15 protein-coding genes are annotated in these 20,285 nt (G+C 63.2%); 9 read left to right on the top strand and 6 right to left on the bottom strand.

Features of this window, described 5'->3' with window-relative positions:
* From IB272_RS26355 to IB272_RS26340, 4 genes are all read left to right on the top strand, one after another.
* On the top strand, nt 1-316 hold a 316-nt coding region (locus tag IB272_RS26355; protein WP_192445422.1), incomplete at its 5' end, for a ferrochelatase.
* A 194-nt stretch (nt 317-510) separates the two neighbouring features.
* Nucleotides 511-1,509, top strand: coding sequence for an SPFH domain-containing protein (locus tag IB272_RS26350; protein WP_113135922.1), 999 nt, complete (start codon nt 511-513; stop codon nt 1,507-1,509).
* A gap of 3 nt (nt 1,510-1,512) precedes the next feature.
* The gene (locus IB272_RS26345; protein ID WP_060581306.1) at nt 1,513-1,983 is read left to right on the top strand and encodes an NfeD family protein; all 471 of its coding nucleotides are present in this window, start codon (nt 1,513-1,515) and stop codon (nt 1,981-1,983) included.
* A 94-nt stretch (nt 1,984-2,077) separates the two neighbouring features.
* Complete coding sequence (locus IB272_RS26340; RefSeq protein ID WP_060581305.1) at nt 2,078-3,541, top strand: outer membrane beta-barrel protein; 1,464 nt, start codon at nt 2,078-2,080, stop codon at nt 3,539-3,541.
* A 78-nt stretch (nt 3,542-3,619) separates the two neighbouring features.
* Here IB272_RS26340 and galU read toward each other — a convergent pair whose 3' ends face one another.
* Nucleotides 3,620-4,507, bottom strand: a complete 888-nt coding sequence (gene galU, locus IB272_RS26335; RefSeq protein WP_034786782.1) for a UTP--glucose-1-phosphate uridylyltransferase GalU — start codon at nt 4,505-4,507, stop codon at nt 3,620-3,622.
* Nucleotides 4,508-4,905: 398 nt separating this feature from the next.
* Here galU and IB272_RS26330 point away from each other — a divergent pair, with 398 nt between their 5' ends.
* Both IB272_RS26330 and IB272_RS26325 read left to right on the top strand, forming a co-directional pair.
* Entirely contained in the window at nt 4,906-6,126 is a 1,221-nt protein-coding gene (locus tag IB272_RS26330) for a lytic murein transglycosylase (RefSeq protein ID WP_060581304.1), read from the top strand.
* 208 nt (nt 6,127-6,334) lie between these two features.
* Nucleotides 6,335-7,510, top strand: coding sequence for a DUF459 domain-containing protein (locus IB272_RS26325; RefSeq protein WP_246802671.1), 1,176 nt, complete (start codon nt 6,335-6,337; stop codon nt 7,508-7,510).
* An 88-nt stretch (nt 7,511-7,598) separates the two neighbouring features.
* On the opposite strand, the gene IB272_RS26320 is transcribed toward IB272_RS26325, so the two are convergent.
* A complete protein-coding gene (locus IB272_RS26320; protein ID WP_034786787.1) occupies nt 7,599-9,056 on the bottom strand; it encodes a glutamate synthase subunit beta in 1,458 nt (485 codons plus the stop codon).
* A 108-nt stretch (nt 9,057-9,164) separates the two neighbouring features.
* Nucleotides 9,165-13,889 carry a glutamate synthase large subunit gene (gene gltB / locus IB272_RS26315; RefSeq protein ID WP_060581302.1) on the bottom strand — a complete coding sequence of 1,575 codons (4,725 nt, stop codon included), beginning with the start codon at nt 13,887-13,889 and terminating at the stop codon, nt 9,165-9,167.
* Nucleotides 13,890-14,443: 554 nt separating this feature from the next.
* Here gltB and IB272_RS26310 point away from each other — a divergent pair.
* A complete protein-coding gene (locus IB272_RS26310) occupies nt 14,444-15,490 on the top strand; it encodes a low specificity L-threonine aldolase (RefSeq protein WP_060581301.1) in 1,047 nt (348 codons plus the stop codon).
* A 24-nt stretch (nt 15,491-15,514) separates the two neighbouring features.
* On the opposite strand, the gene IB272_RS26305 is transcribed toward IB272_RS26310, so the two are convergent.
* Nucleotides 15,515-16,372, bottom strand: a complete 858-nt coding sequence (locus IB272_RS26305) for a LysR substrate-binding domain-containing protein (RefSeq protein ID WP_034786796.1) — start codon at nt 16,370-16,372, stop codon at nt 15,515-15,517.
* Between the two features lie 95 nt (nt 16,373-16,467).
* Here IB272_RS26305 and IB272_RS26300 point away from each other — a divergent pair, with 95 nt between their 5' ends.
* Entirely contained in the window at nt 16,468-17,460 is a 993-nt protein-coding gene (locus tag IB272_RS26300) for a bile acid:sodium symporter family protein (RefSeq protein ID WP_113187335.1), read from the top strand.
* Between the two features lie 84 nt (nt 17,461-17,544).
* On the opposite strand, the gene IB272_RS26295 is transcribed toward IB272_RS26300, so the two are convergent.
* Nucleotides 17,545-18,006 carry an Hsp20 family protein gene (locus IB272_RS26295; RefSeq protein WP_112985122.1) on the bottom strand — a complete coding sequence of 154 codons (462 nt, stop codon included), beginning with the start codon at nt 18,004-18,006 and terminating at the stop codon, nt 17,545-17,547.
* Nucleotides 18,007-18,394: 388 nt separating this feature from the next.
* Between IB272_RS26295 and IB272_RS26290 the strand changes: the two genes are divergently transcribed.
* On the top strand, nt 18,395-19,360 hold the full coding sequence (locus IB272_RS26290; RefSeq protein ID WP_060517616.1) for an alpha/beta hydrolase: 966 nt from the start codon (nt 18,395-18,397) through the stop codon (nt 19,358-19,360).
* A 109-nt stretch (nt 19,361-19,469) separates the two neighbouring features.
* Here IB272_RS26290 and hisN read toward each other — a convergent pair whose 3' ends face one another.
* On the bottom strand, nt 19,470-20,243 hold the full coding sequence (hisN, locus tag IB272_RS26285) for a histidinol-phosphatase (protein WP_060581316.1): 774 nt from the start codon (nt 20,241-20,243) through the stop codon (nt 19,470-19,472).
* Nucleotides 20,244-20,285: the final 42 nt, after the last annotated feature.

Raw genomic sequence — 20,285 nt, 5'->3', positions numbered from 1 at the left:
AAAGCTCGGCTGGTCGAAGGAGAAGCTGCAGGTCACCTTCCAGTCGCGCTTCGGGCCTGAGGAATGGCTGCAGCCCTATACCGACAAGACGGTCGAAAAACTTGCGCAGGACGGTGTCAAGCGCATTGCCGTCCTCAACCCGGGCTTCGTCTCCGACTGTCTGGAAACGTTGGAAGAGATCGCAGAGCAGGCGGCCGAAAGCTTCCATCACAATGGCGGCGAGAAGTTCACCCACATCCCCTGCCTGAACGACAGCGCCGAAGGCATGGCCGTGCTCGAACACGTCGTGCGCCGGGAGCTTGCCGGCTGGCTTTAAGCGTCCCATCACCCCACTTGAACGGCGCGCTGGCCGCCAACTCAGGATGAAGGAGCCGCGCTCTTGCCCACCGGCGAGTGCGGCAATCTAACATTTTGAATTTACGCGCAATCCGCGGAAAACCGATTCCGAAGGGAAACGGAATACGCTAGACTGCAGCCACAGGTCGAGATTGCAATTTAAGGGGGTAAGTCTTGGGCGGAATGGATATCGTCGTCATTGGCTTCGTGGTGCTCATCATCCTGGTCCTCTTCATGGGGATCAAGACGGTGCCGCAGGGCTACCGCTATACGATCGAGCGCTTCGGTCGCTACACCAAAACGCTGGAGCCGGGCCTCAATCTGATCGTGCCGTTCATCGACCGCATCGGCGTCAAGATGAACGTGATGGAACAGGTGCTCGACGTTCCGACCCAGGAAGTCATCACCAAGGACAATGCCAGCGTTTCGGCCGATGCCGTCGCCTTCTATCAGATCCTGAATGCGGCGCAGGCCGCCTACCAGGTCGCGCATCTGGAAAACGCCATCCTCAACCTGACGATGACCAACATCCGCTCGGTCATGGGTTCGATGGACCTCGACGAACTGCTCTCCAACCGTGATACGATCAACGACAGGCTGCTGCACGTCGTCGACGAAGCTGCCAGCCCCTGGGGCATCAAGATCACCCGCATCGAGATCAAGGATATCGCCCCGCCGAAGGATCTCGTCGATGCCATGGCGCGCCAGATGAAGGCCGAGCGCGAGAAACGCGCGCAGGTGCTCGAAGCCGAAGGCGCCAGAAACGCCCAGATCCTGCGCGCCGAAGGCGCCAAGCAGTCGGCGATCCTGCAGGCCGAGGGCCAGCGCGAAGCGGCGTTTCGTGACGCCGAAGCGCGCGAGCGCCTGGCCGAGGCCGAGGCGAAGGCAACCAAGATGGTCTCCGAGGCCATTGCGGCCGGCGACGTGCAGGCGATCAACTACTTCGTCGCCCAGAAGTACACCGAAGCACTCGCCTCGATCGGCACCGCCAACAACCAGAAGATCGTGCTGATGCCGATGGAAGCTTCCGCGCTGATCGGTTCGCTCGGTGGCATCGGCGCCATCGCCAAGGAAGTCTTTGGCGACAGCCAGACGGCGCCAGCGACCCGCCCGCGCCAGTCGACGCCACGCACCACGCCGGCTTTCCCGACCGATCCCGCGCAAGGGAAGTAGACGATGATCGAACGCGCCATTCAAGAACTCGGGCCCTGGAGCTGGTGGGTTCTGGGCTTCGTGCTTCTCGCCGCCGAGCTCGTCGCCCCCGGCGTGTTCCTGATCTGGATCGGTGTCGCCGCCTTGGCAGTCGGCATCCTCTCCCTCATGCTTTGGGAGGTCGGCTTCTGGACGTGGCAGGTCCAGCTCGTGCTGTTCGCGCTGCTCTCGGTGGCGGCCGTTCTCCTTGGCCGCCGCTTCGTTCTCTCCACATCCGAGACCACCGACGAGCCGCTTTTGAACCAGCGCGCCGAAAGCCTCGTCGGCCGCACCGCGGTGCTGGAAAAACCGATCGCCGAAGGCCGAGGGCGCATCCGGCTCGACGACACGTTCTGGGTCGTTGAGGGACCGGACCTGCCGGCCGGTACAAGGGTGCGCGTCGTTTCCACCCACGGCCGCAACCTGACCGTCGAAAGTGTAACCGCAAGCGGCTGATGCCACGACGTTTTTTCCGTTTGGAAACGATTGATTAACCACGTCGCTTTACGGTTGCGAAAGGATTGCAATCAGGCTCGTGGACAAACGGCATATGGTGCCAGGCTCATCTCGCTCGATCAAAGGAGGCGCGCGGCGTTCGACGTCGCTGGCGTTGCTGCTGGCCGGCACGGCGATGCTTGCCCCCGCATCCTTGAACGCCCAGACGGCCACGACCGCACCCGCCACCGCTCCGACGACGACCACCTATGGCGCGGGCACAGCGCCTTCAGCCGTTCCGGCCGCGACGCCCGCAATCACCGATCCGCAGACCACCGGCGCCGTCAGCGCTGACGACCTGACCCCGGCCTCTAACGAGGATTACCTTCGCCTGAACCAGCGCGAGCCGACGATCGACGGTCTGCGGTTGCGGACTGATAACCCCGAATACGATCGCGCCCCGGGCATCCGAATCGGCACCTTCACGCTGCGCCCCAGCGTCAGCGAGACCATCAACCACGAATGGCGCAAGGACGGCGACACCAAGACCAACCGCGGCTATCTCGAAACCGGAATCCGCGGCACCTTGACCTCGGACTGGTCGCGGCATCAGCTGACCGTCACCGGCGAAGGCGTGTTGCAGAACAACATCTCCGGCGAGGGCGAGGAAGAGCCCCGCGCCAATGTCGATGCGGAACTGCGGCTCGATCTCTGGGACGAAACGATCGCCCGTCTGCGCGCCGGCTACAGTTTCGAGCGCGAGGACGCCGACGACCCGAACGCGATCTCCAACGCCAAAAACCAGTCCGCGGTCAACACCTACCGCCTCGGCGCGGCCGTTGAGCGTGATTTCGGTCTGATCCGCGGCTCGGTCGGTATCGATTTCGACCGGCGCACCTATGGTGATGTCGAACTCGAAAACGGCACGAACCTTTCGGTCAAGTATCGAAACCGCAACACCGGTGTGCTCACGGCCCGCGTCGGCTACGAACTGTCGCCGGCATTGATCCCGTTCCTCGAAGCCTCCGTCGGCAAGTCGCTCTACGATCTGCGCGAAGATCCGCTCGGTTTCGAACGCTCCTATCAGACCTATGCCGCACGCGGCGGTATCGAGCTCGACCTCGGCGAGAAACTCTATGGCGAGCTCGGCCTCGGCTACGAAACCTACAATTTCGAGGATGACCGGCTTGGCGAACTCCGCGGCCTGTCGGTCGATGGCCGCCTCAACTGGTCGCCGCAACGCGGCACCGACGTGCTCTTCGCCGTGTCGACCGACCTCAACCCGTCGACGACGCCCGGCGACGCTGGTTCGATCGACTACAACCTCACCAACATCATCACCCACCAGATGCGCTCGGATCTGGTCGCGCGCCTGACGAACAGCCTGACGCTGCGCAACTACCCCTCGAACGCCCGCTCGTCGGACGAGACCACCTGGCGCACCGGCGCCGGCCTCACCTACGACATCAACCGCTACCTGGCGCTGACGGGCGACGTCAGCTACGAGCGCACCACCCGCGATCAGGGCGACACCACCGACATCACCCGCGTCGGCGTCGGGTTGACGCTGCGCCGCTAAGGCAATCCCATCATCCAGATAAAAAAAGGCCGCGCCCGATGGACGCGGCCTTTCTTGCCTTCGAGAAGAGAAAGCCGATTACTTCAGGCTGCCAAGCAGGCTCTTCAGCGGGCCTTCGACGGTCGGACGGATATCGCCACGCTCGAGCGCGAAGGCAACGTTGGCCAGGATGAAGCCGTCCTTGGCGCCACAGTCGTAGGTATCGCCACGGAAGTGGTAAGCGGCGAACTGCTGGTTGTCGGAAAGCTTGAGCATGCCGTCGGTCAGCTGGATCTCGTTGCCGGCGCCGCGCTCCTGCTTTTCGAGAATCGGGAAGATCTCCGGCTGCAGGATGTAGCGGCCGTTGATGAAGAAGTTGGAGGGGGCAGTGCCCGGTGCTGGCTTCTCGACCATCTTGGTGATCTTGAAACCTTCGCCGACCTTGTCGCCGACGCCGACGATGCCGTATTTGTGCGCCTGGTCCGGCGCGCATTCCTCAACCGCGATGACGTTGCCGCCGCTCTGCTCATAGAGCTCCACCATGCCCTTCAGGCAGCCCTTCTCACCCTTCATGATCATGTCGGGCAGGAGCAGCGCGAAGGGCTCGTTGCCGACGAGTTCACGGGCGCACCAGACCGCGTGGCCAAGGCCGAGCGGCGCCTGCTGGCGGGTGAAGCTGGTGGTGCCAGCCTTCGGCAGGATGCCGTCGAGCAGCGCGATCTCGGCCTTCTTGTTGCGCTCGCGCAGCGTCTGGTCGAGCTCGACCTGAATGTCGAAATAGTCCTCGATGACAGCCTTGCTGCGGCCGGTCACGAAGATCAGGTGCTCGATACCGGCTTCCAGCGCTTCGTCGACCACATATTGAATGACCGGCTTGTCCACCACCGTCAGCATTTCCTTCGGCACGGCCTTGGTCGCCGGCAGGAAACGGGTGCCCAGTCCTGCGACCGGGAACACGGCTTTGCGGACTTTACGCTTGTCGGTCATCGATACCTCCTTGAAAGGATTTCACTCATAACTCTTGCCGAATGGTCCTGGACGTCAATCCGTCCCGAACCATACAGCGCTCCGTAATGGAGCCGCAATCTCTATGCCGTCAGCTGAACACAGCATGAACCGACGAAACAAATGCATATGCGAACTCCACGACCAAGGCTTGACATTTTCTGTGGCCGAAGACGCCACCACATTTTCATGGTAAAGGGTTTGTTGACCACGTTTCTGTAGATTCGTTGCAATCCGGCAATGCAACAAGCGCGGCCGGATCCGAAACAGGAGCCGCCGACGACTGCCCCCACCGTCCAGGCTGGCCCCAGACTGCCACCTTGCGGAGTGATTCGGGCCATGACGGCCGAAGCTCCGCAGAGAAACGGAACCGACAGCTGATGATCAGAAACCGCAGGACGTTTTTCCGTCATATCGCAGCCGCCCTCGTCCTATCCGCCGCCACGCTCGGCACCTCCCCCGCGCGCGCCGATACCGGGTTCCAGAACTGGATCAACGAGTTTTACGCGACCGCCGCCCAGGCCGGCATCACCAAGGCGACCTATCGCCAGGCCTTTGCCGGCGTAAAGTCGCCCGACCAGACGGTGATCGACAAGGCCAACTACCAGCCGGAATTCAAGCACAAGATCTGGGAATATATCGATTCCCGCGTGAACCCCTACACCAAGCGCGTCGGCCAGGAGATGGCGACCAAGCACGCCCGCACGCTGAACGCGCTGGAGAAACACTTCGGCGTCGACAAAACCATTCTTCTGGCCATCTGGTCGATGGAGTCCAACTACGGCGCCGTGCTGGAGAAGGATGACCGCCTGCACTACGTCCCGCGCGCGCTCGCAACCCTTGCCTATGCGGATCCGAAGCGGTCGAACTATGCCAAGAAGCAGCTGATCGCCGCGCTGAAAATCCTGCAGAAGGGCGATATCACCCCACGTGAGCTGACCGGCTCCTGGGCGGGCGCCATGGGCCACACCCAGTTCATCCCCACGAGCTACCTGCTCTATGCGGTCGACGCAGACGGAAACGGTCACCGCGACATCTGGAACTCGGTGCCAGACGCGCTGGCGACCGCCGCCAACCTTCTGAAGAAAAATGGCTGGCAGCCGGGCGAGACCTGGGGCTACGAAGTCGCCCCGCCGGCCAATGCCGCGAAGTATTCGGGCCAGACGAAGACGCTCAAGGAATGGGCGTCGCTCGGTTTTGCCCGGCCGAACGGCAAGGGCTTCCGCAACGGCAGCACGCGCGCCGAGCTCAAGCTGCCGAGCGGTGGCAACGGCCCCGGCTTCCTGATGACCAAGAACTTCTTCGTCATCAAGCGCTACAACGCGTCGGACAGCTACGCGCTTGGCGTCGGCCTGCTCGCAGACCAGATCGCCGGCTACCAGGGCATGCAGCAGCGCTGGCCGCGACCGGACGGTTCGCTTGACATCAGCGAGAAGTTCGAGCTGCAGAACCGGCTGAAGGAGCTTGGCTACTACAGTGGCGAAGTCGACGGCAACTTCGGCTCCGGCTCCAAGGCCGCGATCCAGGCATTCCAGTCGAAGAACGGACTGGCGCCGGATGGTGAGCCGACGCAGATGCTGCTGCGGGCGCTCCGCAACTAGCAGGTTCGAAACGGTTTCACGATCTGAGTATCCGTGAGATACAATAGGGCAAGCGCGCTGCACCCCCGTGCGGCGCGCTGAAACTTTGGCGCGGCAAGGCCGCCCGAATACGCGATGAACGGGGCAGAAGCAGATGATCAGCAGGCGCCGCAGGCACGATAGCCGTACGCCGTTCGGGATTGCGACGATCTGCATTGCCCTTGTGGCGATGCTCACCGTCAGCCTTTTTGCGAGCTTTGCCGAGGCGCAGGAGCGCGTTCAACGCCGCACCTTGTTTCAGATGCTCTTCGGCGGCTTGACCCGCGAACGGCCGGCCTACCAGGATCGCGACTATTATCCCGAACAGCCGCGCCCGAAGCGCCAGCGCCAGCCGCAGCAGCGGCAGAAGGGCCAGGGGCAGCAGAAGCAGAAGCCAAAGGTTGCCGACACCCCTGCCCCGGCGCCGGTAGTGGTGGAGAAGGCGCCAGATGCCAAGAAGGTGCTCGTCGTCGGCGACTTCATGGCCGGCAGCCTCGGCGATGGCCTGAAGACCGCCTTCGAGATGACGCCCGGCATCACCATCGAGACGCGGGCGAACGGTTCGTCCGGTCTCGTGCGCGAAGACTATTTCAATTGGCCGGGCACGCTGCCGGGCTATGTCGGCGACGTGAAGCCGTCGGTGATCATCATCAGCCTCGGCGCCAACGATCGTCAGCAGATGCAGATCGGCAGCACCAAGGAGAAGTTCCGCTCCGACCTCTGGACGGAAGAATATCGCAAGCGTGTCAACGCGCTGGCAGCCCTTGCGCGCAAGGAAAAGCTGCCGGTTCTCTGGGTCGGCATGCCGCCGTTCCAGTCGGCCGCGATGACCGCTGACATGGTCACCTTCAACGGCATCTATCGCGAGGAGATCGAGAAGGTCGGCGGACAGTTCGTCGACATCTGGGACGGCTTCGTCGATGAGGGCGGCAAGTTCGTTCTGACCGGCTCCGATATCAACGGCCAGCAGGTGCGCCTGCGCGGCGCCGACGGCGTCAACCTCACCAAGGCCGGCAAGCGCAAGCTTGCCTTCTACGTCGAAAAGGACATCCGGCGGCTGCTCGGTGATGCCGCCGCCACCGACAAGAACGTGCCGGGCGCCGACGAGCTCAAGGACCTGGTGGTGACCGCACCGCTCGGCAACGAGGATATCGTCAAGACCCAGCCGATCGGGCTGACCGATCCGGCGCTGGATGGCGCCGCGTCCCTGCTCGGCAGCGCCGCACCGGACAAGGGCAACGGCAAGAGCCCACGCGACCTGCTGGTTGGCAAGGGTGACGTCGCCGCCGCTCCGGCCGGCCGCGTCGATGACTTCCGCCTCTCGAAGCCAAACACGGTCATCAGCAACCCGGTGATCCGCAACTAGGCCGACGATCCCCATTCGGCCTTCTGGCCCTGCCACAAAAAAAGCCCCGCATCGCTGCGGGGCTTTTTTCATGCTTGGGAGTAATGCCTTAGCGCGGCAGCGTGGTCGAACCCATCAGCGCCTCGTCGATCGCACGTGCCGCCTGGCGGCCTTCGCGGATCGCCCAGACGACGAGCGACTGGCCGCGGCGCACGTCGCCGGCCGTCCAGAGCTTGTCGACCGAGGTCTTGTAGTCGCGCTCGTTGGCGACGACGTTGGTCGAGCCGCGGCGGTCGGTGTTGAGCGTCAGCTTGTCGCCGAGGTCCTTGATCACGCTGTTGGTGAAGGGACCACTGAAACCGATGGCGATGAAGGCAAGATCCGCCTTGATGATGAACTCCGTGCCGGCGACCGGCTTGCGGCGATCATCCACCTGGCAGCACTTCACGCCGGTCAGGTTGCCGTCCTCGTCGCCGATGAACTCAAGGGTCGCCACCTGGAACTCGCGGATGGCGCCTTCGGCCTGGCTGGAGGAGGTGCGCATCTTCGTCGCCCAAAACGGCCAGACGGCGAGCTTGTCTTCCTTTTCCGGCGGCTGCGGACGGATGTCGAGCTGGGTCACCTTGACGGCGCCCTGGCGGAAAGCGGTGCCGACACAGTCGGACGCGGTATCACCACCGCCGACGACGACGATATGCTTGCCGCCGGCAAGGATCGGCTGCGACGGCCAGCCGACGCTGTCGATGTTCTCGCGGCCGACGCGGCGGTTCTGCTGGACGAGATAGGGCATCGCGTCATGCACGCCGGCGAACTGGACGCCGGGGATGCCCGCGTCGCGCGGGGTCTCGGAGCCACCGCAGTAGAGCACGGCGTCATGCTCGTCGAGCAGGCGCTGCATCGGAACGTCGACGCCGACATTAATGCCGCAGTGAAAAGTGACGCCTTCGCCGCGCATCTGGTCGACGCGGCGATCGATGAAGTTCTTCTCCATCTTGAAGTCCGGGATGCCGTAGCGCAGCAGGCCGCCGGGCTTGGTTTCGCGCTCGTAGACGTGCACCTCGTGGCCGGCGCGGGCAAGCTGCTGGGCCGCGGCCATACCGGCAGGTCCCGAGCCGATGATCGCGACCTTCTTGCCGGTCTTTGTGACGGCCGGCTGCGGCACGATATAGCCCATTTCATAGGCCTTGTCGGCGATCGCCTGTTCGACGGTCTTGATCGCGACCGGGGTGTCTTCGAGGTTCAGCGTGCAGGCTTCCTCGCACGGCGCCGGGCAGACGCGGCCGGTGAATTCCGGGAAGTTGTTGGTCGAATGCAGGTTGCGGATCGCCTCGTCCCAGTTGCCGTTGTAGACGAGATCGTTCCAGTCCGGGATCTGGTTGTGCACCGGGCAGCCGGTCGGCCCATGGCAATAGGGGATGCCACAGTCCATGCAGCGAGCAGCCTGCTTCTGCACTTCCGGTTCTGACATCGGAATGGTGAATTCGCGAAAATGGCGGATGCGGTCGGACGCCGGCTGGTACTTTGCCACTTGCCGGTCGATCTCGAGAAATCCAGTTACCTTACCCATCGTTTCATCCTGAAAGCTGTGCGTCTGAACAGGCGCTTTTTGCGAGCGCGCGTGAGGGGCCCCCGAACCGATCTGTGATGAACCGGGAGCCTTGGTCACCGGGGCCTCCTATTCGGCCGCCTCTGCCATTTTCATGCGTTCCATATCCTCGAGCGCACGGCGGTACTCGACCGGCATGACCTTGCGGAACTTCGGCCGATAATCCGTCCAGTGATCGAGGATCTCCTTCGCCCGGGGCGAACCCGTGTGGTGAAGGTGGTTGGAGATGAGCTGATAAAGCCGCTCCTCGTCGTGGCGCGTCATGTCGCCCGACACGTCGACCATGCCCTTGTGCATGATGTCGCCGCCGTGGTGGTGCAGCTTCTCCAGCATGTCGTCCTCTTCCGGAACCGGTTGCAGCTCGACCATCGCCATGTTGCAGCGACGGGCGAAATCGCCTTCCTCGTCGAGCACATAGGCGACACCGCCCGACATGCCGGCCGCAAAGTTGCGGCCCGTTCCGCCGAGCACGACGACGACGCCGCCGGTCATGTATTCGCAGCCGTGGTCACCCACGCCCTCGACGACCGCGACCGCGCCGGAGTTGCGCACGGCGAAACGTTCGCCGGCTACGCCGTTGAAGTAGCACTCGCCCGAGATCGCGCCGTAAAGCACGGTGTTGCCGACGATGATCGATTCCTGCGGAACGATCGTCGCATTTTCCGGCGGCCGGACGATGATGCGACCGCCCGAAAGACCCTTGCCGACATAGTCGTTACCGTCACCCACGAGATCGAAGGTGATGCCGCGTGCGAGGAACGCGCCGAAGGACTGGCCAGCCGTGCCCTTGAGGGTCACGTGGATGGTGTCGTCCTTCAGGCCCTTGTGGCCCCAGCGCTTGGCAAGAGCACCGGCAAGCATCGCGCCGGCCGAACGGTCGACGTTCTTGATCTCGGCTTCGATCTTGACCGGGGCCTTGGTTTCGAGCGCGACCGCCGCTTCCTTGATCAGCTTGCGATCAAGAACATCGTCGATCGGGTGCTGCTGGCGCGTGGTCCAGTAGGTCTCTTCCTTCTTGGCTTCCACCTTGTGGAAGATCTTCGAGAAGTCGAGGCCGTTGGCCTTCCAGTGCGCGAGCGCACCGTCCTTTTCGAGCAGTTCCGAAGCGCCGACGATGTCGTTGAGCTTCCTGACGCCCAGCGACGCCAGGATCTCGCGCACTTCTTCGGCCACGAAGAAGAAGTAGTTGATGACGTGCTCGGCCGTGCCCTTGAAGCGCTTGCGCAGCACCGGATCCTGGGTCGCAACGCCGACGGGACAGGTGTTGAGGTGGCACTTGCGCATCATGATGCAGCCGGCGGCGATCAGCGGTGCGGTGGCGAAGCCGAATTCGTCGGCACCGAGCAGCGCGCCGATGATGACGTCGCGACCGGTCTTCAGACCACCATCGACCTGAAGGGCGACGCGCGAACGCAGGCCGTTCAGCACCAGCGTCTGCTGGGTCTCGGCCAGACCGATTTCCCAAGGGCTGCCGGCGTGCTTCAGCGAGGTGAGTGGCGAAGCGCCGGTACCGCCGTCGAAGCCGGCGACAGTGATATGGTCGGCACGCGCCTTGGCAACGCCGGCGGCAACCGTGCCGACACCGACTTCCGAGACGAGCTTGACCGAAACGTCGGCTTCCGGATTGACGTTCTTCAGATCGTAGATCAGCTGCGCCAGGTCTTCGATCGAGTAGATGTCATGGTGCGGCGGCGGCGAAATCAGGCCGACGCCCGGGGTCGAATGCCTGGTCTTGGCAACCGTCGCATCGACCTTGTGGCCGGGCAGCTGCCCGCCTTCGCCAGGCTTGGCCCCTTGCGCCACCTTGATCTGCAGCATGTCGGCATTGACCAGGTACTCGGTGGTCACGCCGAAGCGGCCGGACGCGATCTGCTTGATCGCCGAGCGTTCCGGGTTCATCGAACCATCGGGCAGCGGCAGGTAGCGGTCGCTTTCCTCGCCCCCTTCGCCGGTGTTCGACTTGCCGCCGATCCGGTTCATGGCAATCGCCAGCGTCGTATGCGCCTCGCGGCTGATCGAGCCGAAGGACATGGCCCCGGTCGAGAAGCGCTTGACGATGTCGACGGCCGGTTCGACCTCGTCGACCGAGATCGGCTTGCGGCCAAGGGCCTCGGCGCTCTTGATCGTGAACAGGCCACGGATGGTGTTCATGCGCAGCGCCGAGTTGTTCACCATCTCGGCGAACTCGCGGTAGCGGTCCTCTGCGTTGCCACGAACTGCGTGCTGCAGCGAGGCGATCGCGTCCGGCGTCCAGGCATGGCTTTCGCCGCGCATGCGGAAGGCATATTCGCCACCGATATCGAGCGAGTTGGCGAGAACCGGGTCGGCGCCGAAGGCCGCCTTGTGGCGGGCGACGGTTTCGGCGGCGATCTCTTCGAGGCCGATGCCTTCGATCGTCGTCGCCGTGCCGAAGAAGAACTGGTCGACAAGCTTCGACGACAGGCCGACGGCGTCGAAGATCTGCGCGCCACAATAGGACTGGTAGGTCGAGATGCCCATCTTGGACATGACCTTGAGGATGCCCTTACCGACGGCCTTGATGTAGCGGTAGACCACTTCGCTGCCGTCGACTTCCTTGGGGAACTCGCCACGCTTGTGCATGTCGGTGAGCGTATCGAAGGCGAGATAGGGGTTGATCGCCTCGGCGCCGTAACCGGCGAGCAGGCAGAACTGATGCACTTCACGCGGTTCGCCGGATTCAAGCACGATGCCGACCGACGTGCGCAGACCCTTGCGGATCAGGTGGTGGTGCACGGCGGCGGTCGCGAGCAGCGCGGGGATCGCCACGCGGTCCGGACCAACCTGACGGTCGGAGAGCACGATGATGTTGTAGCCGCCCTTTACCGCCGCCTCGGCGCGCTCGCAGAGCCGGTCGAGCATTTCGGGCATGCCTTCGGCACCGCGCGAAATGTCATAGGTAAAGTCGAGCGTCTTGGTGTCGAAACGATCCTCGGTGTGACCGATCGAGCGGATCTTTTCGAGATCGCCGTTGGTCAGGATCGGCTGGCGCACCTCGAGCCGCTTGGCATGCGCCATGCCCTCGTGGTCGAGGATGTTCGGACGCGGGCCGATGAAAGAGACGAGGCTCATCACCAGCTCTTCGCGGATCGGGTCGATCGGCGGGTTGGTGACTTGCGCAAAGTTCTGCTTGAAATAGGTGTAAAGCAGCTTGCGCTTGTCCGACATCGCCGAGATCGGCGTGTCGGTGCCCATCGAGCCGATCGCTTCCTGGCCGGTCGTCGCCATCGGCGACATCAGGATCTTGGTGTCTTCGAGCGTGTAGCCAAAGGCCTGCTGACGATCGATCAGGGAAACGTCGCGACGGAGCGCACGCGGCTCCACCGGCTTCAGCTCCTCGAGGATGAGCTGCGTGTCTTCGAGCCACTTGCTGTAGGGGTGCTTTTGCGCAAGCGAGGACTTCACCTCCTCGTCGGAGATGATGCGGCCTTGTTCCATATCGATCAGGAGCATCTTGCCCGGCTGCAGGCGCCACTTCTTGACGATCTTGTCTTCGTCGACCGGCAGCACGCCGGCTTCGGACGCGAGGATGACGCGGTCGTCCGAGGTGACGATGTAGCGGGCCGGACGCAAACCGTTGCGGTCGAGCGTCGCACCGACCTGGCGACCGTCGGTAAAGGCGACAGCTGCCGGACCGTCCCACGGCTCCATCAGCGCTGCGTGGTATTCGTAGAACGCCTTTCGTTCAGGCGACATCAACTGGTTGCCGGCCCACGCCTCGGGGATCAGCATCATGACGGCATGCGACAGCGAATAGCCGCCCTGCACCAGGAACTCGAGTGCGTTGTCGAAGCAGGCGGTGTCCGACTGGCCTTCGTAGGAGATCGGCCAGAGCTTGGAGATGTCGTCGCCGAAGAGCGGCGAGGAAACCGAGGCCTGGCGCGCCGCCATCCAGTTGACGTTGCCGCGCAGCGTGTTGATTTCGCCGTTGTGGGCGACCATGCGGTAGGGATGCGCGAGCTTCCACGACGGAAACGTGTTGGTCGAGAAGCGCTGGTGAACGAGCGCCACCGCACTTTCGAAGCGCGGGTCGGACAGATCCTTGTAGTAGGCGCCGACCTGGTAAGCGAGGAACATGCCCTTGTAGACGATCGTCGAGGACGACAGCGACACGGGGTAGAAGTTGCTCTCCTCGCCCTTGTATTCGTCATAGATGCGGTTGGAGATCACCTTGCGCAGCGTGAAGAGACGGCGCTCGAACTCCGGGTTCGTAGCGGCGTCACGGCCGGCACCGATGAAGATCTGGACATGGCGCGGCTCGGTCGCGGCGATTTCCGGCGCCTTCGACAGCGACGCGTTGTCGACGGGCACGTCGCGGTAGCCGATGAGCACCTGGCCCTCTTCGGTGACGACGTCCTTGATCACCTGCTTGAAGTGTTCGACGAGCGCATCGTCCTGCGGCATGAAGATGTGGCCGACGGCATATTCGCCCGCCTTCGGCAGGGTGATGCCCTGCTTGGCCATCTCCTCGCGGAAGAAACGGTCGGGAATCTGCACGAGGATGCCCGCGCCATCTCCCATCAGCGGGTCGGCGCCGACGGCACCACGGTGCGTCAGGTTTTCGAGCATGAAGAGACCATCGCGCACGATCTGGTGCGACTTCTGACCCTTCATATGGGCGACGAAGCCGACACCGCAGGCGTCATGTTCGTTGCGCGGATCGTAGAGCCCCTGTTTTCGCGGCAGGCCAGTCGGGAATGCGGGCGTTTTTTCAGCCGTCGCAACGCTGTGTGCGAGGTTGAGCCCAGATTGCTGTGATGGCGAATGATCCGTCATCGTTTTCCCTCCTGTTGAACCCGGCACCGCCGGGCATGGCACCGCCCGCGCATGACTCTTCGTTGCGTGCAAAGACACGCCGAAAAGCCGGGGCACTCATCGTCTCATGATCCTGATCAGGTCGCAAATAAGCACGGCATCATCAGGCACTGATGTCTGCGACCATCCTGACGGCAGGCGATAACAACCGGATGAAATCCGGCCAATCCTCCCGCTTCGCACGCCGGATGCCACTTTTTTAGGCACTCACGGCGATTGTTCCGGTCCCTAGACCGAAATAGGACAGCAAACCTGTCCTATTTCATGTGCTCTATGCCAGAAACCACCCCCCTCTGCAAGAGGCATATCAGCAAATAATGGAGAAGATTTTGCCGAACATTGCCGGAAATTTCCGGCTTTTATAATTAAATTACGGCATATCGTCGTTTTCTTCATTTTGGTTTCAAACTGGTCTGCTGTTGGCCTTTCGGCCGCTGACCGTGATTGATCCGGCTATAAACTCGGCTAAGGTCGGCAAAAGCCGTCGAATTGACGGTGAAACAGGGTGAGAAGTGATGATTTTTTCGTCTGATAACTGGGCTGGCGCCCATCCCGCGATTGCCGAAAGCCTGATGGCCCATGCCGGCGGCTACGCGTCGGCCTATGGCACCAGCGAGCTTGACCGGAAGGTGGAGAAGAAGTTCGCGGACATCTTCGAAAGGGACGTCGCCGTCTTCTTCGTCGGCACCGGAACAGCCGCCAATTCGCTGGCACTGGCAACAGCCAACCGCGCCGGCGGCGTCGCCTTCTGCCATCGCGAGGCCCATGTCATCGCCGACGAATGCGGCGCGCCCGAATTCTTTTCGCATGGCGCCCGACTGAAACCCGTCGACGGACCGCGGGGCAAGATGGAGGCCTCCCGCCTTGAAGCCGAGATCCGGCGCTTCCCGCTCGATAACGTCCATGGCGGCCAGCCCAGTGCGGTATCGCTGACGCAGGCGACGGAAAGCGGCACGGTCTATTCGCTCGCCGAAATCGAAGCGATCGCGGCCGTCGCCAAGGGACACAAGCTGCCGCTGCACATGGATGGTGCGCGCTTCGCCAACGCGCTGGTCAGCCTCGACGTAACGCCCGCCGAAATGACCTGGAAGCGCGGCGTCGACCTCGTCTCCTTCGGCGGCACCAAGAACGGCTGCTGGTGCGCCGAGGCGCTGGTGCTGTTCGACCTCTCCAAGGCCCACGAGATGCACTTCCTGCGCAAGCGCTCCGCCCAGCTTTTCTCCAAGTCGCGTTTCGTCTCGGCGCAGTTCGACGCCTATTTCGCCGGCGATCTCTGGGTGAATCTCGCCCGTCACGCCAACGCCATGGCCACACGCCTGGCCGCGGGCATCGCCGCCGCAAAGACGAGCCGGCTTGCCTGGGCGGCCGATGCCAACGAGGTCTTCGCCATCATCAGCAAGGATGTGGCGGCGAAGCTCAGGCAGGATGGCGCCGTCTTCTACGACTGGCCAGTGCCGCACGACCTCGAGGGCAAGCTTGCTAAGAACGAGGGCCTCTATCGCCTCGTCACCAGCTTTGCGACCAAGGCCGAGGACGTCGACCGCTTCGTCGCCGGCTGCTGAGCGGTATCGGTATCAGCCCTGCCTTCAAGACTGCCCTTGCAGGGTCCTCAGATTGGCGAGGATTTCGACCGAGAGCGCCGCACTCAGCTTTCGGTCGACGCCCTTGCTCGGCACCAGCACGAATTCCACGTCTTCGAGCGGCGGCAGGAGCCCGGCCGGGATTTCCTTCAGCCCCGAGGGCACCATGCTGCGCGGCTGCACGAGCACGCCCATGCCGGCACGGGCCGCCGCCGTCAGGCCGCTGAGGCTGCCACAGGTGCATACGATCCGCCACGGCAGGCGGTGGCGGTCGAGCACTTCGAGCGCGACGCTGCGGGTGATGCTCGGCGGCGGAAAGGCGATCAGCGGCAGCACCTTGTCGCGCTTGATCCTCTCGGGATCGCGCGCCAGCCAAACCAGCGGTTCGCGATAGACGAGCTCGCCCCTGAGGTCGCCGAGCCTGCGCTTGGCAAGCACCAGATCGATCTCGCCATTGTCCTGCATCTGGTAGAGCACGCCGCTCAAGGCCACCGTGAGTTCCAGATCGACCGACGGATGGGCGCGGACGAAGTCTTCCAGCACCGCCGGCAGCCGGCTCATGACGAAGTCCTCGGAGACCCCGAGGCGGAGACGGCCGCGCAAACTGCTTTCGGCAAACAGCGCCCGGACCTCGCCGTCGATCGCCAGCATCGAGCGCGCGTGGGCAAGCAGCGCCTGCCCGTCTGCCGTCAGCGAAACGCGGTGCGTATCGCGGTCGACGAGCGTGCGTCCGAGCGAGGCTTCGAGCCGCTGGATATGCTGGCTGACCGTCGATTGCCCGAGCGATAGTTTTTCCGCTGCAAGCGTGAAGCTGCCCATCTGTTCGAGGGCGACGAAACTGCGCAACTGCACGAGATCCAACATAGCTCATCTCATTTCGCGATAACTGTTATTGCTTGCATCCTGCTTCACAATGAGTGATCCCCGCAAGACGTTCGATAACGAGCAAGTGAGCTGATATGCGCCGCTACCTTCCCGATACCTTCACGATCCTGCTTCTGGTGACGGTGCTGCTTGCATCCGTCCTGCCGATCCATGGCGAGGCAACCGAATGGTTCGGATTGGCGACGAAGGTGGCTGTCGGAATGGTCTTCTTCCTGCACGGGGCGCGCCTGTCGCGCGACGTGGTGATCGCCGGCATCCTGCATTGGCGCCTGCACCTGACCATCCTTGCCTCGACCTTCGTGCTCTTCCCGCTCATCGGCCTTGCGGTCGGCTTCGTGCCGGATTCGATCCTGCCGCAATCGCTCTATACCGGCATCCTCTTCCTCTGCGTGCTGCCCTCGACGGTGCAGTCGTCGATCGCATTCACCTCCATGGCCGGTGGCAATGTGCCGGCCGCGATCTGCTCCGCGTCGGCCTCCAACATTTTCGGCATGTTCCTGACGCCGCTGCTCGTCGGGTTGCTGTTTTCCGCCGGCGGCCATGGCACCGTCACGCTCGATGCGGTCAAGCAGATCCTGCTGCAGCTGCTTGCCCCCTTCGTCATCGGCCAGATGCTGCAGCCCGTAATCGGCAACTGGATCCGCGCCCGCAAGGGACTGTTGGCGCCGGTCGATCGCGGCTCGATCCTGATGGTCGTCTACCTCGCCTTCAGCCAGGCGGTCACCTCCGGCCTGTGGCAGACGTTTTCTCTGACCGATCTCGGCGTGCTCGTCGTCATCGAAATCGTCATGCTGGCACTCGTGCTTGCCGTCACCATGTATGGCAGCCGCCTGCTCGGTTTCGACAAGGCCGACGAGATCGCGATCACCTTCTGCGGCTCGAAGAAGAGCCTTGCGAGCGGTGTCCCCATGGCAAGCGCCATCTTCGCCGGCCAGAACATCGGCGCGATCGTGCTGCCCGTCATGCTGTTCCACCAGATCCAGCTGATGGCCTGCGCGGTGATTGCCCAGCGTTATGCAGCAAGGAAAGCGGTGGCTTCCGCCATGCCGGTACCGGCCCAGCCCTGATTGATCCGACAACAAAAAACGGCGCCCGTAGAGGACGCCGTTCTTTGTGGGAGGTCTATTTCATGCCCTGTTCGGGCGTGATGTTTAGAGGGTCTGAGCCTCGATCTGCTTCGGCTGCGATGCGACCGACGCGATCTCGATCCGGCGGGGCTTGGCGGCTTCCGGGATCTCGCGGGTAAGATCGATGTGCAGCAAGCCATTCTTCAGCGAAGCGGACTTGATCTCCACGTGATCGGCGAGCTGGAAGCGGCGCTCGAAGGCGCGCTTGGCAATGCCGCGATGGAGAAACTGGCTTTCCTCGCTCTTGTCCTCGGCCTTTTCGCCCTTGACCGTCAGCGTGTGTTCACGCGCCTCGATCGAAAGCTCGCTCTCGTCGAAACCGGCAACGGCCATGGTAATGCGGTAGGCGTTTTCGCCAGTGCGCTCGATGTTGTAGGGCGGATAGGTCTGGGCTTCACCCGGCTGGCCGAGGCTGTCGAGCATGGTGAACAGGCGGTCGAATCCGACGGTCGAGCGGTAAAGGGGAGAGAAATCGAAGTGACGCATGGTGTCCTCCTTGGAGCAACTTTTGCGATGTCTGGTCGGCCACCCCATTCTGGCAGTGGCAGGACCGGTGAACGGACCCGTCTTCGGCGCCCGTGACCCTGATTTGGGGAGGCGATTTGACGACTTCAAGACGCCCCCGCCGACGATTTTTCCGTGAACCCGACATGAACGCCGGCTTCGGCTTCCGTTCAGCCCGGCGGGACTAAAACAAAATCCTGGGCCGCAACGCCCAGGCTGAAGTGACATGTCCCTTCCCCTTCAGCGGCCGGAAACGGTGATCGTCCGGATTTCACCCACCGTTTCCGGCTTTTTTCTTTGACGGCGAAGACCCTGCCGCCTATCCCTTGATACTACCGATCAACACGCTTTCACCTCCGGCCACGACCCCATGACCTCGATCCTCCACGCGACACCGGACAATCCGATCCCGGACAATCATGTCGCTGGCTTTTTCGATGGCATCGGCGGCCGCAAGATCCGCTATGCGATCTTCAAGACGAAGCAGCCGGTGGCGCGCGGCACGGTCGTTCTGCTGCAGGGCCGCAACGAATCGATCGAGAAGTACTTCGAGACGATTGCCGATCTGACTGCGGCCGGGCTCTGGGTCGCCACCTTCGACTGGCGCGGCCAGGCCGGTTCCGAGCGGCTGCTGGCCCACCCCGGACGCGGTTATGTCGACCACTTTTCCGACTATGAGCGCGACCTCAGCACCTTCCTTGAACAGATCGTGCTGCCCGATACTCGCCTGCCCTTCTCGATCGTCGCCCATTCCATGGGCGCTCTCGTTGCCCTCTCCCTCGCCCCGATGCTGGCAAGCCGCATCGATCGGCTGGTGGTGCTCGCACCCTTCGTCGGCCTTGGCGGCCAGGCGCTCGGCGAAAAGAGCATCGCGACGGTTGCGACCTTCATGCGGCTGGTCGGTCTCGGCGCCCTGCCGGCACATCCCGACAAGGGCAACCGCCCCTTCGAAAACAACGTGCTGACGGCCGATCGCCGCCGCTACGCCCGCAACATCGCGCTAACCGATGCGCATCCGGAACTGAGGCTCGGCCCCCCGACGGCGCGCTGGCTGAGCGAGGCTTTCCACGCCATGCGCCGGGTCATCCGCCGCGAGCATCTGACCCGCATCACCCTGCCGACGATCATCCTGGCACCGACGGCCGATCGGCTGGTACCCCATATCGCCGTCGAATGGCTGGCGCGCAATTTCCGCGCCGCCCAGATGATCCCGATCGACGGCGCCCGACACGAGCTGCTGCACGAGGCGGACCGCTACCGCGCCCAGGCGATGGCAGCGATCCTCGCCTTCGTCATCCCCGAAGAAGGCGACGCGCGCGAAACCAGCGCCGCCTGAAGCAAGCGATCGCTCGCTACAGCGCCGCACGTCCTATCAGACGCGCAAAGGTCACTGTAACACGTTGATTTTACGGATGTCTGGACCGCCGCGCGAGGCGCAGGGCGCATCAGCCCTTCAGGATTTCCAGCGCCTGCGCGTGCAGTTCGGCATTGCCGGCAGCAATAACTTCGCCGCCCATTTCCGCCGGACCGCCCTGCCAGTTGGTGACGATGCCGCCGGCCTGCTCGATCAGAGGGATGAGCCCGCCGACATCATAGGGCTTCAGCCCGCATTCGATTACCAGATCGACATGGCCGGCGGCCAGAAGCGCGAATGCGTAGCAATCGCAGCCGTAGCGGAACAGCCGCACCTTGCTTTGCACCGTCTCATAGCGGGTCTTGAGATCGCCGGAATAGAGATGCGGCGAGGTGGTGAAAAGCACCGCGTCGTCAAGCGATCTGCAGGCGCGCGTCGAAAGCACCTGCTCGCCACCCGGCCCGCGGTAGACCGATTTCGTGCCGTCGGCGAAATAGCGCTCGCCGGTGAAAGGCTGGTCCATCAGGCCCATGACCGCCTCGCCATTGCGATAGAGGCCGACCAGCGTGCCCCAGACCGGCAAGCCGGAAATGAAGGCGCGCGTGCCGTCGATCGGGTCGATGACCCAGACATACTCGCGGTCGAGGCCGATATTGCCGTGCTCTTCGCCAAGAATGCCATGGTCCGGGAAATGCGCCTCGATCAGCGCGCGGATCGCCGCTTCCGCCGATTGGTCCGCTTCCGTTACCGGATCGAAGCCGCTCTCCAGCTTGTTGACCACGCTGGTCCCGATCCGAAAGCGCGGCAGGGTTTCCGCCTTGGCGGCATCTGCAAGGCGATCGAAGAAGGCGCGGTCAGGCAACATGGCGATCTCTCTGAAAAACATGGAGGAAGGTACGTCCTGCAT

This window comes from Ensifer sp. ENS08 (genome assembly GCF_014852195.1).
Lineage (GTDB): Bacteria > Pseudomonadota > Alphaproteobacteria > Rhizobiales > Rhizobiaceae > Ensifer > Ensifer adhaerens.
This window is presented reverse-complemented; position numbering and strand designations above follow the sequence as displayed.